Annotated in this window: 11 protein-coding genes and 1 tRNA gene; 2 read left to right on the top strand and 10 right to left on the bottom strand. The window is 62.7% G+C overall.

The window, feature by feature from the left end; genetic code table 11:
- Positions 1-271: 271 nt before the first annotated feature.
- The gene (locus C3Y91_RS26440) at positions 272-1,306 is read left to right on the top strand and encodes a formylglycine-generating enzyme family protein (protein WP_425523619.1); all 1,035 of its coding nucleotides are present in this window, start codon (positions 272-274) and stop codon (positions 1,304-1,306) included.
- Between the two features lie 655 nt (positions 1,307-1,961).
- Here C3Y91_RS26440 and C3Y91_RS38460 read toward each other — a convergent pair.
- The 9 genes from C3Y91_RS38460 to bcsN all read right to left on the bottom strand — a co-directional run bounded on the left by C3Y91_RS38460 (position 1,962) and on the right by bcsN (position 12,986).
- On the bottom strand, positions 1,962-2,096 hold the full coding sequence (locus tag C3Y91_RS38460; protein WP_281033877.1) for a hypothetical protein: 135 nt from the start codon (positions 2,094-2,096) through the stop codon (positions 1,962-1,964).
- 148 nt (positions 2,097-2,244) lie between these two features.
- The gene (locus tag C3Y91_RS26435; RefSeq protein WP_168576022.1) at positions 2,245-2,769 is read right to left on the bottom strand and encodes a hypothetical protein; all 525 of its coding nucleotides are present in this window, start codon (positions 2,767-2,769) and stop codon (positions 2,245-2,247) included.
- A 106-nt stretch (positions 2,770-2,875) separates the two neighbouring features.
- A tRNA-Pro gene (locus tag C3Y91_RS26430) sits at positions 2,876-2,952 on the bottom strand.
- A 98-nt stretch (positions 2,953-3,050) separates the two neighbouring features.
- A complete protein-coding gene (locus tag C3Y91_RS26425) occupies positions 3,051-3,719 on the bottom strand; it encodes an HAD family hydrolase (RefSeq protein WP_018070479.1) in 669 nt (222 codons plus the stop codon).
- 75 nt (positions 3,720-3,794) lie between these two features.
- Positions 3,795-6,140: a cellulose synthase gene (locus tag C3Y91_RS26420; protein WP_130656893.1), complete on the bottom strand. Its 2,346-nt coding sequence runs from the start codon at positions 6,138-6,140 to the stop codon at positions 3,795-3,797.
- Positions 6,137-7,183, bottom strand: coding sequence for a family 8 glycosyl hydrolase (locus C3Y91_RS26415; protein WP_024321152.1), 1,047 nt, complete (start codon positions 7,181-7,183; stop codon positions 6,137-6,139). Before C3Y91_RS26415 ends, C3Y91_RS26420 begins: the two co-directional genes overlap by 4 nt.
- Positions 7,180-9,645: a cellulose biosynthesis cyclic di-GMP-binding regulatory protein BcsB gene (locus C3Y91_RS26410; RefSeq protein ID WP_168576021.1), complete on the bottom strand. Its 2,466-nt coding sequence runs from the start codon at positions 9,643-9,645 to the stop codon at positions 7,180-7,182. Before C3Y91_RS26410 ends, C3Y91_RS26415 begins: the two co-directional genes overlap by 4 nt.
- Complete coding sequence (bcsA, locus tag C3Y91_RS26405) at positions 9,642-11,834, bottom strand: UDP-forming cellulose synthase catalytic subunit (RefSeq protein ID WP_130664393.1); 2,193 nt, start codon at positions 11,832-11,834, stop codon at positions 9,642-9,644. The genes C3Y91_RS26410 and bcsA overlap by 4 nt, the downstream gene beginning before the upstream one ends.
- Before the next feature lie 171 nt (positions 11,835-12,005).
- Positions 12,006-12,986, bottom strand: a complete 981-nt coding sequence (gene bcsN / locus C3Y91_RS26400; protein ID WP_026170778.1) for a cellulose biosynthesis protein BcsN — start codon at positions 12,984-12,986, stop codon at positions 12,006-12,008.
- Between the two features lie 325 nt (positions 12,987-13,311).
- Here bcsN and C3Y91_RS26395 point away from each other — a divergent pair, with 325 nt between their 5' ends.
- A complete protein-coding gene (locus C3Y91_RS26395; RefSeq protein ID WP_018070485.1) occupies positions 13,312-13,626 on the top strand; it encodes a DUF1236 domain-containing protein in 315 nt (104 codons plus the stop codon).
- A 39-nt stretch (positions 13,627-13,665) separates the two neighbouring features.
- Here C3Y91_RS26395 and C3Y91_RS26390 read toward each other — a convergent pair whose 3' ends face one another.
- Entirely contained in the window at positions 13,666-15,312 is a 1,647-nt protein-coding gene (locus C3Y91_RS26390) for an ATP-binding protein (RefSeq protein ID WP_168576020.1), read from the bottom strand.
- Positions 15,313-15,535: the final 223 nt, after the last annotated feature.

Genomic DNA, 15,535 nt, shown 5'->3' with positions numbered 1-15,535 from the left:
CAAAAGAGGGTTTGTCGGCGACAGATCATTTTGGTAGAGACGCGGCTCTCGATCCGCGCGCGCGGTCACCCTCGACTTGCCGAAGAGGGCATGCCCACTCTTCCATCCATTTTCTACATTGTATTAGCGTAAGCAGATATTGCCCTTTGGGGAATCCCCGTGAGGGATTGCGAATTCCACCGGAGCCGTCGCGAACACCCTCCCTAAAGGACAATAGGCACGATCAGAAACCGCATGTCATAAAGATACACACAGGGACATTCAGGTGGGCATGGCCATGAGCGCAGCAGATGCATACGATCCCGCATTTGTCGGGCTGGCGTGGGTGCCTGCACGGACGTTCACCATGGGATCGAACAGGCACTATCCGGAGGAATCGCCTGCGCATCCGGTCAAGGTCGACGGCTTCTGGATCGACGCGACGCCAGTAACAAACCGCCAGTTTGCCGCCTTCGTCAAAGCCACCGGACATGTCACCGTCGCGGAAATGACGCCAAAAGCTGCCGACTACCCAGGGGCACTTCCCGGAATGCTGCGGGCCGGCTCGCTCGTGTTCACCCAACCAAAGGCGGTCATCGGCTCCGACATAACACAATGGTGGTCGTTCAAGTTCGGCGCAGACTGGCGACACCCCTATGGTGGTCGCAGTGACATTCGTGGGAAGCTCGACCATCCCGTCGTTCATGTGGCCTACCGCGACGCCCTGGCTTACGCCCATTGGGCTGGCAAGGATCTACCAACTGAAGCTGAGTGGGAGCTGGCAGCGCGTGGCGGGATTGACGATGCCGAATTCGCCTGGGGCGACGAATTCAACCCAGATGGCAAGCTTATGGCCAATACGTGGCAGGGAACGTTTCCCACAATGAGCACGAAACGGCCCGGCGCCGACAGGACATCGCCGGTTGGGTCTTTCCCCGCGAACGGGTATGGTCTTCACGACATGATCGGCAACGTCTGGGAGTGGACGTCAGATTACTGGTCAACCCGCCATCCTCAACCCGCGACCAAATCGTGTTGCATTCGTCAAAACCCTCGTGGTGGTGACCGAGAAGCAAGCCTCGATCCCCGCGAACCGAATGTTCGAATCCCAAGACGGGTGCTGAAAGGCGGGTCACATCTCTGCGCGCCGAACTACTGTCGTCGCTACCGTCCCGCCGCCCGTCATGCGGAACCGGAGGACACCTCCACCAGTCACGTTGGCTTCAGATGCGTCAAGCGAACCGAAATTTGCCCCCCCCACGGACCGCTCCAGTTCGATGACCGTCGAGGTGCCTGCTGCCTCGCTGGCGGCCGGGAAGGCCTATAGCGAGGCGTCCTTGGAAAGCATCCAGCAGAATGGCGCCTTGGAAATCGTCGCCCGCCAACTTGATAAGGCCAACTGGCGTGGCCTCGCTTAGGCTTAAAAACAGTGGTGGCGTCCGACGAGCGATCAGCCGGACAAAGAGGGTCGGGCCGCCCAGCACCCCTGGGCCGCGGCTTGTCGGCCGAATGGCACTGCCTGCACTGCAAACGGCGCGCACAACGGCCGCACGATGGCAAGAAATCTCTGGCATTGCCCAGACTGCGGAGCGGCACCGATCGAAATCTTCGCGAAGACGCTGCGGAAGCGCTATCGCAAGCAGTTGGACATAGGCGCCGCGAAGCTCGAAGCCGCGCTGGTCGAGCATCTTCTCCGCCTCGCAAGAATTGGAAGACGTTAGGAGGCTCTACAATCTCATCCTTGGACGGCGGGAAGAGAGGGTCGCGATAGCGCTCAAGCGACTGAACAGTTGCATGACGCGCGACGACGCCGTGGACGCGATCCTTGACGCGACGATAGGCCTTGAAGTGCTCCTCGGTGACCAGAAGATCAAGCGCTCTCTTACAAGCTCCGCTTACGTGCGGGAGCGCTAGCAAGGCTCAGTGGAACGCGAAAACCAGCAGACGTCGTTGCGAGCGTTTAGAAAATCTATGAAGTTCGGTCAGCGATAGTCCACGGGCTGAATACCAAGAAACCGAAAAAACGCCTCCTTGAGCCCGAGGCGGAACCATTTGCTGCTGAGCGTGCGGCGGCGGCGGACATGTTGCGATTCGCCATCGACCTCTTGCTTGAGCATCCAGTGTACTTGGATCCGCTAAAGATTGACGCGGACCTGCTAATCGAGCCGGCAGTGCCCGAGGGGCAAGGAGGATGAAAAGCCGCCGCGCTGCGATAAGGCCGAGCCGCGCGGCGCGGTCGGCATTCCTCTGCGGCAAAGCGGGACATCAGCGCCGCGTTGCCATCCGCCAGAGTTCGGCGAGATCGTCAAGGCTTATGCGCAGGCAATCCGCCGCAGTCAGCCGTTCCCGTTTTCGCGCGAAAATCTCAGTCAGTGCAAACCCCTCGCCGCAGACGGCGGAAACGAGGCCGTACATCCGGGCGCCGAGGAGAGCCCGACATCGGGCCAGCTCCTTGCCCGCATTCACTTGCCGTTCCGTGATGGGGTCGCGCGCCTTGCCGCCGTCGACATGTTCACGACCATAATCGATGGCCGAAGCACCTCTGCCACCCATCGATTCCCACCGCGCCCGGAAGTGCGTCGCGGCGGCCACCTGAGCAGCATCGAGAACACCTCTCGCCGCCAATGTCGTGATCGCGCTTTCGCGGATGTCCATCATCGCGGGAATCGTGCGCGGGTTCGTCACATCTGGCGGATGGGCGCGGGAGAAGTACGGATTCTCAACGAGGGTGGGGCGAAGCTTCGGTGTGGGCATGTCGCGGAGAATGCCATAGCTGGGCCGAATCGTCACTAGGGTGCCGTGGCTGTCATGGCCCCAGAATGGCCCCAATTTTCGCAACCTGCCTCTTTCGAGGCTTTACTTTTTCCGGAAAGACTAGGGTTTTCAATGATTTAAATGGTCGGGGCGACTGGACTCGAACCAGCGACCCCTTGACCCCCAGTCAAGTGCGCTACCGGGCTGCGCTACGCCCCGACCTGCCGAAACGGCTTGCTTCGTTTAGTTTTTCAGCGCGTGCAATGCAAGCGGAAAAACCTTGCCTCCAACAAAAAGGGAGCGGTTTGCGCGAATGGTCAGATCGCCGCGAGCTTCAGCCGGCCTTCGGCGGTCTGGCGGGGCTGCCATGTCAGGTAGTTGGCGATCGAAAAATGCGGTGTTTCGAAGGGTGTGGCGTGGGTTTCGGTGATGACGGTGACGCCGGCGCCGGCAGCTTCGCCGGCGAGAATGCCGGCGACGGCATCTTCGAAGACCAGGCATTTTTTCGGATCGACGCCGAGGCGGCTTGCGCCGAGCAGATAACCTTCGGGGCTGGGCTTGCCTGATTTGACCTCTTGGCCGCTGACGATGACCTTCGGCATCGGGATGCCGGCGGCGGCCATGCGGCGCCTGGCGAGCTCGATCGGCGCCGAGGTGACGATTGCCCATCTGCCCTCAGCGATGGCGGAGAGGAAGCGGACGGCGCCGGGGATCTCGACGATGCCGGAGACATCCTCCATCTCCTCGGCGAGCAGCAGATCCGCCTCATGGGCCGGATCGACGCCGGGCAGGCCGAGCCCGCGGATCACGTCTGAGGCGCGGATGCCATGGATCGTCTTCAGGAAGACCTCCGGCTCGAAGCCGTGGCGTCTTGCCCATTCGCTCCAGACGCGTTCGACGACGGCAATGGAATTCAGCAGCGTTCCGTCCATGTCGAAAAGGAAAGCGTCGTAGGACCTATCGAGGATGTCATGGAGAGCGGGCACGGGTGTTTCCTTCCAGCATGAGGCCGGGGCGGCCCCTGCGCAGGCGAGTAGCGGAGAGCTGCGGCGGCGTCAACGTCAGTCGTTGACGTCGGGATGCGTGACGTTTCTGACGTCGGCAAGACCGCGGGCAGCATCGCGGCTGCCGGTCGCGGCAGCGGCTTCGAAGATGCGGGTCGCATCGCCGTACATTTTGAGATTGAGGTAGCAGTAGCCGCGCAGAACCATCAGGTCGATGCGTTCCTGCTGCAGCTGGGCGCGCTGATCGAGATAGATCAGGGTTTCGCGGTAACGCCCGGCGTCGAAGGCCGAAAGCGCACGATCGGCGAGGATCGCCACCTGAAGCTCGGCGGCACGCTGGCGGTTCTGCGGCGCCTTGGTGGCTGCGACGGCGGCATTGCCCGAGAGGCCGGCGCGGAGATAAGCAAGGCTCTGGCCGTAGGCTGCGTCTTCGCGGACCTTGCGGGTCGGGCTCTGCAATGCCGCCTCGAAGGCCGAGATTGCCTCCATCGGCCGGTTGATATCCATCAGGCACCAGCCGCGCGACAGCGCGTCGGCCGGCTTAAGCTGCCCCGCATCGATTGTCGTTGAGCAGCCGCGTGTCTGGCGCGGACCACGCGGAACGGTCACCGTCTCCATCGCCGGCCTTGCCGCGCGAACGACCACTTGCGACCCCGGCTGCAGGGTGATGCGGCGCTCGGCCGGAAGCGGCTCGGTCGGGGGATTCTGCGTCGGCTGAGCCGCTGGTTGCTGTGCGGCAAGCGTGCCCTTCTCCGGCGGCGGCGTAACGGCATTCGGTATCAGGGAGGAGGTGTCTTCGAGATTGGTGATTCGGCTCGACCGGCCGGCCCAGGCGCGCTGAAGGTCGAGCACGGCCTTGCGGTCGCTCAGTTGCTCGCGGGTGATGACAAGACCATAGGCGGACGGTTCGTCATCGGGTTTCCAGGCCAGCGCCGTCTCGAACCAGCGTGCAGCAGTCTGGAACTGGTTGAGGGAGCGGGCATACCAGCCGAACTGCTGCGCCGTCGGCACGTATTTCCGGGCGATAACCTCGGTAGCGATGCGGTGCAGCACGTCTTCGGCCAGATCGGCCGGCGGCTGCAACGCCATCAGGTTGGCGGTGGCGGCGAGATAGGTTGATGTTGCATCCTCGGAATCGGCGCGCCAACGGAACATCACGTCCTCGGCTTCTTCAGGCGCCTTGCGGGCGATCAGCGCCAGCGCCAGTCCCTGCGAAGCGGCCGCCGAATCTTGCTTGGCTCGGGCAGCGCGGAACCACTTCTCGGCATCGGCATCGTTGTTGCGGCGAAGCTGGTACCAGCCGAGCAGTAACGCGTCGGAGGCGAGCCCCCCAGTCTCGGCGAGTTTTTCGAGACGGGCGATGTAGTCCGGCGCGATAACAAGCTTCGGATCGTCATTGCCCTCGGCCATGAAGCGTCGGGTGAGATTGTCGCGGATCGCATCGAATTCCTTGCTGCCGTCGGCAGCGGGCCTCTCCAGCGTGAGCAGTGCCTGCATCGGCTGGTAGGCAAGCAGCGTCGAGGCCTTTTCGACCGTCGCCTGCCGCTCGGCGGGATTGGCGCAGTTCTTCAGGATATAAGTGTAGGCGTCCTGGCCGCGCTGCGCCCTCTCCGTCTGGATGAAGGCTTCGGCGACGCGCCAGAGAACATCGACCTCGCTGCAGGTGAGCAGGCTCGGTGTTGCGGCAGCGATATCGACGACCGTCGCATATTGCTTGAGGTCCGACGCATTGACGAGACGGGCACGGGCCTCAGCGACGTCGAGTCGGTCGAGCAGATCGGCCGGCGGCTGCCATCCGGCATCGGCTGCCTGGCGGTCGGCGACCGCCTTGCGTAACTCCGCATAGCGACCATCGGAATAGAGCTGCCACATGGCCTCGAGTTGTTTGTCGCCATTCTGCGGCACGGCGAGCGGATCGGCCGGCGGAACCCAGTTTGGGTAGAGCGCCTGAAGGCGGGAGATTTCGGCTTGCAGGCGCACCTTGTCGCCGCGGCTGGCGAAATAACGAAGCGCACTTTCATCGACGGCAGGCTGCGCAGGCGCGGCCGCCTGTTGCGGTGCCGGCGGCGCGGAAACGATGGGGGGCGTGACCGGCGCCGGCTGGGCGACCGTCTGAGGTGCCGCCGGTTGCGGTGCTGCGGCATCCGGCTCGCGCGCGCCCGGCGCCGGCGGCGACGGGGATGTGATCGCCTCGATCTTGTCGGCCACCAGCTGCGCATTGAATTCAGGATTGCCGGCGGAAGCATCGGTCGGCTTGATGCGGCCCATCATCATCAGCTCCGGCGCCGGCTTGCCGGCAGACCCAAGGCCGAATCTTTCCTGCAGAGCGGCACGATCTTTCAGTCCGGTGACGAGGGTCGCCACCACGACTGCTGCTGAAATCGCCACGAGAGAAGACTTCACAGACACTCCGGATGCTTCTCCCCGATATAGGCCAGGCCCAGCAGCTGAAGCGTGGACGGATAATAGAGTGCGGGCGCAAATTGCAGGGCCGAGCCCGGCAGCTTGGCCCCATCGACTACACAGGCCACAACATCGTTAACAATTCGATAACCGGGATCCGGCAACACGGTCTTCGGCCGGCCGGTGGTCAGATCGATGGTGGCGGGAACGCCGTCTTGCGACATCCCCTCGCGCAGATGGGTCAGCAGCGCCTTGTCGGTGACGCCGCCACGAGCGAGATAGAGCGGGATGCGGATGGCGTTATAGGCAAACTCGGCGTCGAAACCCTGCGCCGGCTGCGGCTGGCCGCTGAGACTCACCCATTCGGCTGGAAGCTTGCGCGGGCCGAACTGCATCGTCTTCAATAGCGTTAGGCTATCCTCCGACAGCTTTTGCCAGGCATCCGACGGAGCGAGCGCCGCCATCACCGGGATCGCCTCGTAAATCCAGTAGGACGGGTTGACGACGGGACCGTCCTCACGGTCGGTAGCGGCAAAACCCTCACTCCCCGGCAACAGGAGTGTGTGCCCGGCCGCGTGCACGACGGTTTCGGCAAGCAGCGCCTGCGCCATGCGGGAGGCGGCGAGGATATAGTCGTTGCGTTTCCACGCCGTGCCGGCAAGCGCCAGTGCGTAGGCGATCAGCATGTCGCCGTCCGAGGCGTTGTTGGTGTCGGTGACGTGCGGCTTGACGTTCGGATCCCACTTCCAGACGGCCAGGCCATCGTCGCGCAGCAGCAGCTCGGTGCGGGTAAAATACCAGATCTGTTCGAAGTCGGCGGGGCTGGCTGCGAGATAGGCGAGCAGCATGCCATAGCCCTGCCCTTCGCTGTGGCTGATATTGCCGTTGCCGTTATCGATGATGCGGCCGGTCGCATCGAGAAATTTCGCCTTGTAGGCGGACCATGCGCCGGCATTGATCATCGCCTGCTGCGCGACGGCGGGCGGGTCTACAGGGGCAAGCGCGACCGTGGCCGCCAGCAGGAGTGCGCGCCACCGCCTCATTTGGACCGGCCCAGTCTTCTGAGCATGCTGGAGGTGGTGACGCCGATCAGCAGCACGAAGAAGACCAGCAGGAAGGCGTAGGAGAGGATATTCGTCGACAGCCAGTTGGCGGCGATCAGCCGGTAATTGGCGATCGACCAGGGGGTGGACGGCACGAAATCGAAACGGGTGACGGGCACGGTTTCGATCTTGCCTGTCTTGCTCGAATAGGTGGTGATGTGGCCCGATATCTGCGGCCAGTTCAGCTGCGCGGTCAGAACCTCGAGCCCTTCGCGCAAATCCTTCGCCGACGGCGCCGCCACCACGGTCCATGCGCCGGCTCCCACGGGGCTGGAGCCCTGTGCAACCAGCAGCGTGTCGGCGTTGGCCGGCGTGAAAATCTGCTCGGCGCCGGGGATGAATTGCAGCGAGCTGCGGGAGATATCGAAATTGCGCGACAGCCACTCGCGGAAGGCGGTGACCCGGTTGTGCAAGACACCGCCGCTGACCTTGGAGTTCCACTCCTCGAAAGCCGTACCGGTATCGACGACGTCCGGCTGCGTATCCGCCACCGGACGCCACGAGGCCTGGCTCGTCGTGGAGATATTGGTCTGCGACAGTGCGGTTGTCGGCATCTGCGAGATGGAGCCGATGAAGATGGCATCGCGATCGCCGATCGTATTCGGCGAGGCGACGGTTTCGACGGCGATCGGATGGCCGGCCGTGATCGCCATCTGGCCGAGCAGCGTGGCGGCGGCCGAAAGCGTGTCGGCGTCGATGCGGTCGATGAAAAGCGGCGTCGGCTCCGTGGCCCGACCATAGGGATAGGCGGTGCCGGCCATTGCCGCCAGATTCGGACGCTGACCGACGCGGGCGAAATCCGGTATCTCCAGCTCGGAGGTATCGAACAGGGCAAAGCGCGGGGTCGCGCCGGCGGTCGCGCCCGGCGCGCAGACGGCGTCGTCCTTGGTCATCAGGATCGCTTCGATCGCCACCGAATTGAGGCCGGGCTTGAAGTGCCGCATCGTCACGCGGATCGGCAGATGACGGAGAATGCCGCCTGATGTCGTGGTGATCGGTACGGTGGAGGCGATGTTGTCGTTGACGTAAATATCGATGTGGCTGCCGGGCAGCACGTTATCGGTATAGGCGGCGTCGAGCAGCACCTTCGCCTCGCCATAGGCATTGGCATAAAAATCGGCCGGCACGGCGATATTGAAGCTGGTCCGCAACCGCCGGCCGGAGAATTCGGTGGTCTTCACGCCGAGCTGAGACAGGGCGATGTTCGTGTCGGAAAAGACCAGCGGCGCGTTCGGCGCGCTCCAGCGTTCGGTGGTCAGCACGTCGCGGCGGACATCCGAGGATCTGTCCGTCGGCGAGACGATGGTATCGATCGCCGAGGAGACCGCTTGCCAGGAAGGGCCGCTGATCAGAAGGACCGGCGAGCCGCTGCGCGGGTCGGTGACGAAAGCGGCGAGTGCTGCACTTTCGGCGCCGGGCGGCAGGCCGGGAAAGAGCGGCCGCAGTTCCGCCGCGGTACCGACGAGCACGCTGAGCTTGCCAGGCCCGGCGGCCGGAAGCGACGCGGTGCTGAAGGCAAAAATCTGGTTCGGCATACTGCTCAGCACCGACAGGCCCTGCGCCAGCCGTAGCAGCGGCTTGGTGGTTCCCGGCTGCTCCAGCGCCGGGACAACGATGTCGAACTCGGTCTTGCCAGCACCGTCGACGCCGATGGCGCGGATTGCGTCGGCGCTCGCTAGCGGGGCCGCATCCCTGCCGGCAAAGCTCAGATAGGTTCCGGCCGGATCGATGTTCGACCACAGTTCATAAGTCGATTGAATGCTGCAATCGGTGCGGTGGCGCTGATCGGCTTCGAAGGTGACGAGGTTAGCGCCGGGCTGCAGCAGACCGGGCGGAACCTCGAACGTGACGGTCGACGGGCCATCCGGCGAGCCGACGCGCTGTTGGCCGATCGGGCGGTTGTTGAGATAGACGGTCAGCGCCGAGGCCTCAGGCGCAACGACGATCGAATTCTGGTAGGCGAAGGTGAAGCTTGCCTTGGCCGCTGCCTGCTCCGGCGTCAGATAGACGGACCATGACCGTCGGTCGTATTCGCCGCCGAGGCCGAGTTTCGAAAAGGGCACGACAAAGCGACGAACATCGCCGGGGCGCGGCGGCGCAGCCGGGTTTACTACTGCTGCTGGCTGGAGCGCGGGCGTCGCCGGCTGCGGCTGGGCAGCGATCGGCGGAGGAACGGGAGCGGGAGCAGCCGGGGTTGCAGGTGCGGGTATGACGGAAACCGGAGGCGTGACGGGAACGGGCGCAATGACCGCAGGCGGCGCGGCCTGTGTGGGCGGCGTCAATCTCGGGCCAACGGACGCACCGGGCGGCCGCTCGCCGGACATGTCGAAGGGCGCCGTCTGCGCCTGGGCGAAGGCGGAGGCATTCAGCAGGAGAAGCGAGGCAGCGACGATCCTTCTCATCCGGCGTTGACCTTTGCCGCCTGCTGGTGGGCTTCCCGCTCCGGCCGCATGCTGCGGAAGAAGTAAACGAGGCCTCGGCTCGTCTGGTAGAACGACATGCCGAGAAACCAGATGGTGCCGCGGATCAGGCCCGGATTGCGGCGGCGCGAGGCCTGAAACTGGGTCCACTGGTCGGAATTGGCAAACATCAGATCGGCGATGAGGCGATGGTCGAGCGCGCTTTTCGGCACGTACTGGCAGCCGACATTGCTGATGTCGCCCGACGGCTCGATGTTACGGACGATGAGCGGCAGGGTTTCCAGATCCGCGCCGCTATAGGGCCGGAAGCGGATCTCGCCGACGGCGCCGACCAGCATCTCGTCGAGATGCTTGTTGAAGATGTGCAGCCTTGCGCCGTGGACGGAGACATCCTCGATCGAGGCCGTGTACCACTTGCCGTTGGCGCCGAATTCGCAGCGCCGGTTGACGCGGACGCGACGGGACGAGGCGCGCTCGCCGCGCTCCGACACGACACCAAGTGCGCAGCCGGCCATGATCAGGTTGATGACATTCCACCCGCCGACGACGAGCGTGACGTCGGCCTTATAGGGCTCGGCATAGATCTTGTAGATGGTGATGATGAGCGCGACGATCTGTACCGCAAAGATGACGAAGAACGGGCGGCTGATCTCCGACAGACGGCTGACGGCGATCGATTCGTCCTTGGCGGTGACCTTGAAGGTCGGCTTCCTCGGATTGAGCATGACGGAGACGACAGCCGGCAGCAGATGCACGGTCTGGACATATTCGTAGAGTTCGGAAATCCAAGGCCAGCGGAACGACCCGTAGAGGTAGTTCTGCATCATCAGATTCACGAGCATATAAGCAAGCGTATAGGCGAGGAACTCGCCGCCCGAGGCGGTGAAGATTTCCAGATCGAAGAACAGATAGAAGAGCGGCGCAAACAGAAAGATCGTGCGCGGGAACGGGAAGAGCCAGAACAGCGTGGAGGACATGTAGCAGAAGCGCTGCGGGATCGTCAGGCCGCGTTTTAGAAGCGGGAAGCGGAAGCGCAGGATCTGCATCATGCCCTGCGCCCAGCGGCTGCGCTGACCGATGAAGCTTGCAAAGGTGGCTGGCTGCAGGCCGGCGATCAGCGGCTTGTCGACATAGATGCTGTTCCAGCCGCTGCCGTGGAGCGCCAGCGCCGTCTCGCAATCCTCGGTGATGCTGATGCCGCTGAAGCCGTTCTGCGATTCGAGCGCCTTGCGGCTCAAAACTGCGGCCGAGCCGCAGAAGAAGGCGGCGTTCCATTTATCGAGGCCGCGCTGGATGATGCCGTAGAACATCTCGTTCTCGCTCGGCATCTTGTCGAAGGTGCGCAGGTTACGCTCCAGCGGATCGGGATTGATGAAGAAGTGCGGGGTCTGGACGAGGAAGAGCTTCGGATCGTCTTCGAAGTAACCGACGGTCTCGAGCAGGAAATCGCGGGCCGGCGCGTGGTCCGCATCGAAGACGGCGATGAGCTCGCCGGTCGAATGTTTCATGCCGTTGTTGAGATTGCCGGCCTTGGCGTGTTCGTTGCGGTCGCGCGTGAGGTATTTGACGTCAAGATCGTCGCAGAGCTGCTTCAGCTCGATATGGCGGGCGGCCGCCGCCTGGGCTTCGAGCAGCTTGCCGGAATTGCGCTTCTGCAAGGTACCGCCGTCGTCGAGCAGCCAGACATGCAGCTTGTCGGCCGGATAATCCATGGCCTTGGCGGCGGCCAGCGTGTTTCCCAGCAGGCCGGCATCCTCGTTGTAGGATGGCACGAAGACGTCGACATGAGGAAAACGCTCATTCTTGGCGGCGCGCGAGGGGCGCGACGGCAGCGGCGTCGCGACGATGAAGAGGCTGAGCGCCAGCATCGCAACGCTATACATTTCGGCAAGGTAAAGCAGCAGGCCGGGAATGAAATTTTCAGGCTGGTTCAGAGGCGGCAGCGTATTGGTCGTGCGCCAGTAAACATAGCGCAGCACGATCGACGTGCCGAAGGCGAGCGCCACCAGGCGCCACGTCCCCTCGCCCTTCAGCACCTTGATCAGCGCCATCACAGTCACCACAGTGATGCTGGTGATGAGCTGGGTCTGCAGGTTGACCGGCAGCGTGATCAGCACGATCATGCAGAGCGAAACCACGGCCCATATGATGACACTGCGGGCTTTGCGCATTGACGTTCCTTCGAAATTGCTCAACCGAGGCACCAACTGGCGCCCGCGGGCATGCTCGCTAGAACAGGATGATTTTAGGCCGGGTCGGCCTAAAATCTGAATCCTGTTCTAAATTAAAGAGTTAGAGCATGATGTCGTCCGAAAACCGCTCACACTTTTCGGCATCATGCTCTATCTCCGGCAGGCGGCCGTCATGGCCGCGTCGCCTATGCAGTCCGGCGAAGGCACGGTGACGCCGATCGCCCTTACCGATTGTTCGATTGGCGCGGCGGCCGCGGCCGGCCTTGCGCTCGTCTGTGGCGTCTCGCCCGGCAGCGGCACGCGCGGGCCGATGGGTGCCGGCACCGATGCGACGCCTTGAGCCGGTGGCGGGGTCGAGGCGCTACGAACGGCAGCGGCCCGCGGCCGGCTGACAACGGCAGGCGCCGGCTCGTAGCCGATCGGCATTGGGCTGGCGCGGTAACCGCCTTCGTCGGGATAGATCGGTTCGCCGGTGCGCCCGAGCGCCGCGTCGGCCGGCGGCGGATTGCCGTAAGGGTTCCAGACCGCGCCGTCGAAGGTGCCTGATATGGTATAGCCATAGACGATGCCGAGCAGCTGGCGCTCGCTCGCCCTGGCATCGCAAAGGCGCAGGCGCAGCTGGATCATGCCGAAATTGCGCGCCTGGGTATTGGCAGCAGTGCTCGAGCGGATCTGCTGCCAGGCATAGACGCAGGTGTCGCCGGCACGGCTGCGGCCGGAGGCATAACCGAACGGGCCATAGGCGTTCTGCAGAAAGGTCGCCGACGTCGCCATCGGCACGCTAGGGGCCGAACGGGCCACCTCGCGGGCAATGCCGCTCTCGTTGATCATGTTGAAGCCGGCATTTCCGGTGCCGGGATTGGCTCCGGAAGCGCCGAAGAACTGGACCTTCAGGGAATTCTGACCGGGCACGGAGGATGAGGTAAACAGCGAGATCGTCTGCTCGACGCCATTGCCACGCTTGCGCTCGACGACGCTGACGATCGACGGGCCGCCCGGCGGCGGCAGGACCAGCGCCTTTTCAGGCGCCACGGTTTCCGGCGCGGAAGGCTGGCGCACACCGCCTGTCGATGTGCAGCCGGCCATCATGCCCGCCACTGCCACTAGCGATATCGTCTTCCGCAATCGCATGTCTCGAGCCGCCGCAATCGTATTTCCAGAGATCCATTCGCAAGCCGAAACGCGACGGATCGTCGAATCAACGACCGGTTGGTCGTCCGTTCGGAATAAACGTCCAACATGGTTAGCGAAAAGTAAACAAGCGAGCCCTAACATCCCCGAATGGGCTTTTTTCGAACGTTGTTCAGGCAGCTCAACCGTATGATGTATAAATTAATTTAGTAACAACTTAATTACTCTCATTGCGCCTGTCTTCCGCTGCGGCGAAAAGCTCGCGGGGAACCATGCCGCATGGCCGACGTTGCCTTGATCTGGGGTAGGAAAAGGAGAACATCCCATGCGCAAGACCATGCTGGCTGCGGCCGCCATACTGACCATCAGCTCTGCCGCCTTCGCCCAGAGCACCGTCATCGTCACCGATCCCGCACCAACCGGCTCCGTCGTATTGCCCGGCGAGGTGCGCACCTATGTGATGGAGCAAAACACACCATCCGTCGTCTATGACGGCGATATCGTGGTCGGCACCACGCTGCCCGATACCGTCGAAGTGCACACGGTGCCTGACATGGACGGATACGGCTATACTGTCGTAAATGAGCGGCGCGTGATCGTCGAGCCGAAGACCCACCGCATTATCCAGGTGTTGGAATAACGCGATCGGGATTTGTGGACGTGCGGCCGTATTCCGGCTTCACGTCCGCTCGTCTCCCGCCCTCGCCGGTACATTCAGAAGTTCGCGGATCTTATGAGCGAGCTGCTCCAGGCTGAAGGGCTTGGCGAGCAGGGAAACGCCATGATCGAGCACACCATTGTGGACGATGGCATTTCGGGTGTAACCCGTCGTGTAAAGGATCCGGATCGTCGGCCATTTCTCCTGGACGACATCGGCAAGCTGACGTCCGCTCATCTGCGGCATGACGATATCGGTGAAGATCAAGTCGACTGCCGGATTTTCTTCGAGCAACAGAAGCGCCTCTATGCCGCTTGCCGCCTGCAATACGGTGTAACCGAGTTCATGCAGGCTTTCGGCGGTCATGGTGCGGACGTGCTCATCGTCCTCCACCACCAGGATTGTATCATTGACGCTGCCGTGAGGAATCGGCAGGGCGCCGGCTGCACCCGACCGGGCGTCCGTCACACCGACACGACGAGGGAGATAGATCTTCACCGTCGTGCCCCTGTCGATCTCTGAATAGATCTTGATGTGGCCGCCGCTCTGTTTGATGTAACCATAGACCTGGCTGAGACCGAGCCCGGTGCCTTTGCCGGGTCCCTTGGTCGTATAGAACGGGTCGAAGGCGCGCTCGATCACCTCCGGCGACATGCCGGTGCCAGTGTCAGTGATGCTGACCATCACATATTGGCCTGCCTCGACCTCCGAATGCATGCGGGAATATCGCTCATCGAGTTCGGTATTGGCGGTCTCGATCGTTAGATTTCCGCCGCCCGGCATAGCATCGCGGGCGTTGACGGCAAGGTTCAGGATGGCATTTTCGAGCTGGCTCAAATCGGCAAAGCTCGGCCAGAGACCGCCGGCAAGCACGGTCTCGATCCGGATCTGCTCGCCGAGTGTGCGCCGCAACAGCTCAGACATGCCGCCGACCAGCTTGTTAACGTCGATCACCTCCGGGGCGAGCGGCTGCTGGCGCGAGAAAGCGAGAAGACGCGCGGTCAGTACCGCCGCCCTTTGCGCGCCATCTTTGGCATTCTGGATGGAGTATAGCAGGCGGGGATCCTCGCTGCCGTTCAGGCGCCGCTGGGCGAGATCGAGGTTGCCGATGATGATCGCCAACATGTTGTTGAAATCATGGGCGACGCCGCCGGTCAGCTGGCCGATCGTCTCCATCTTCTGCAACTGACGGACCTGCGCCTGAGCAGCGGCATTCTCTTCCATCTCGTGTCTGAGCTCGGCAGTGCGCTGGACCACTGTCTCTTCGAGGCGCGTGTTGAAGCTGTTGAGCTCACTGCGAAGGCGGCTCTGCCGCTCATGCGCGATAATGATCATCTCCATCAGGCCGACGATGATTGCGGCATTGATGAGATATGTGGAAAGGCCGACCCATTGGCCGGCAGTGACCGGCCAGAAGATATTGTGCGGCTCGACGAAAAACTGCTGAACGATGAAAGCGGCAAGAATGGACGCGACCAGGCCCGGCCCGGCCCCGCCTATGAAACTGGCGAGCAATATCGCCGGAAGGAAGCTCAGGAAGGGAAAGCCGGAGAGAGTGTCGCTGGCGGCAAGCCTCAGAAGAAAGGTCAGACCAACGAAGGCAACGGCCATCGGATAGGTAAAACCCGGCTTGTGACGCAGCCAATCCGTGGCACTCAGCAAATCCATTCGACACCCCTTCTTACAGCGCCGCGATGTCTTTTCAGACGCGCAAAGGACGCTGTAACACTTTGGATTACTGCATAATTTTATCCATAGATCGATTCCGATTTAAGGAATTATGCAGTCGCCGTTGCGGAGACGGCATCCCAGCTTTTGCACATCAAATTTCACCGGGCAATATGCTGTTTCTCGTACTGCTGGGCACGACGTCTTGACGAGCCGTGCAAGC

The organism is Rhizobium ruizarguesonis, assembly GCF_012349115.1.
Classification (GTDB): Bacteria; Pseudomonadota; Alphaproteobacteria; order Rhizobiales; family Rhizobiaceae; genus Rhizobium; species Rhizobium ruizarguesonis.
This window is presented reverse-complemented; position numbering and strand designations above follow the sequence as displayed.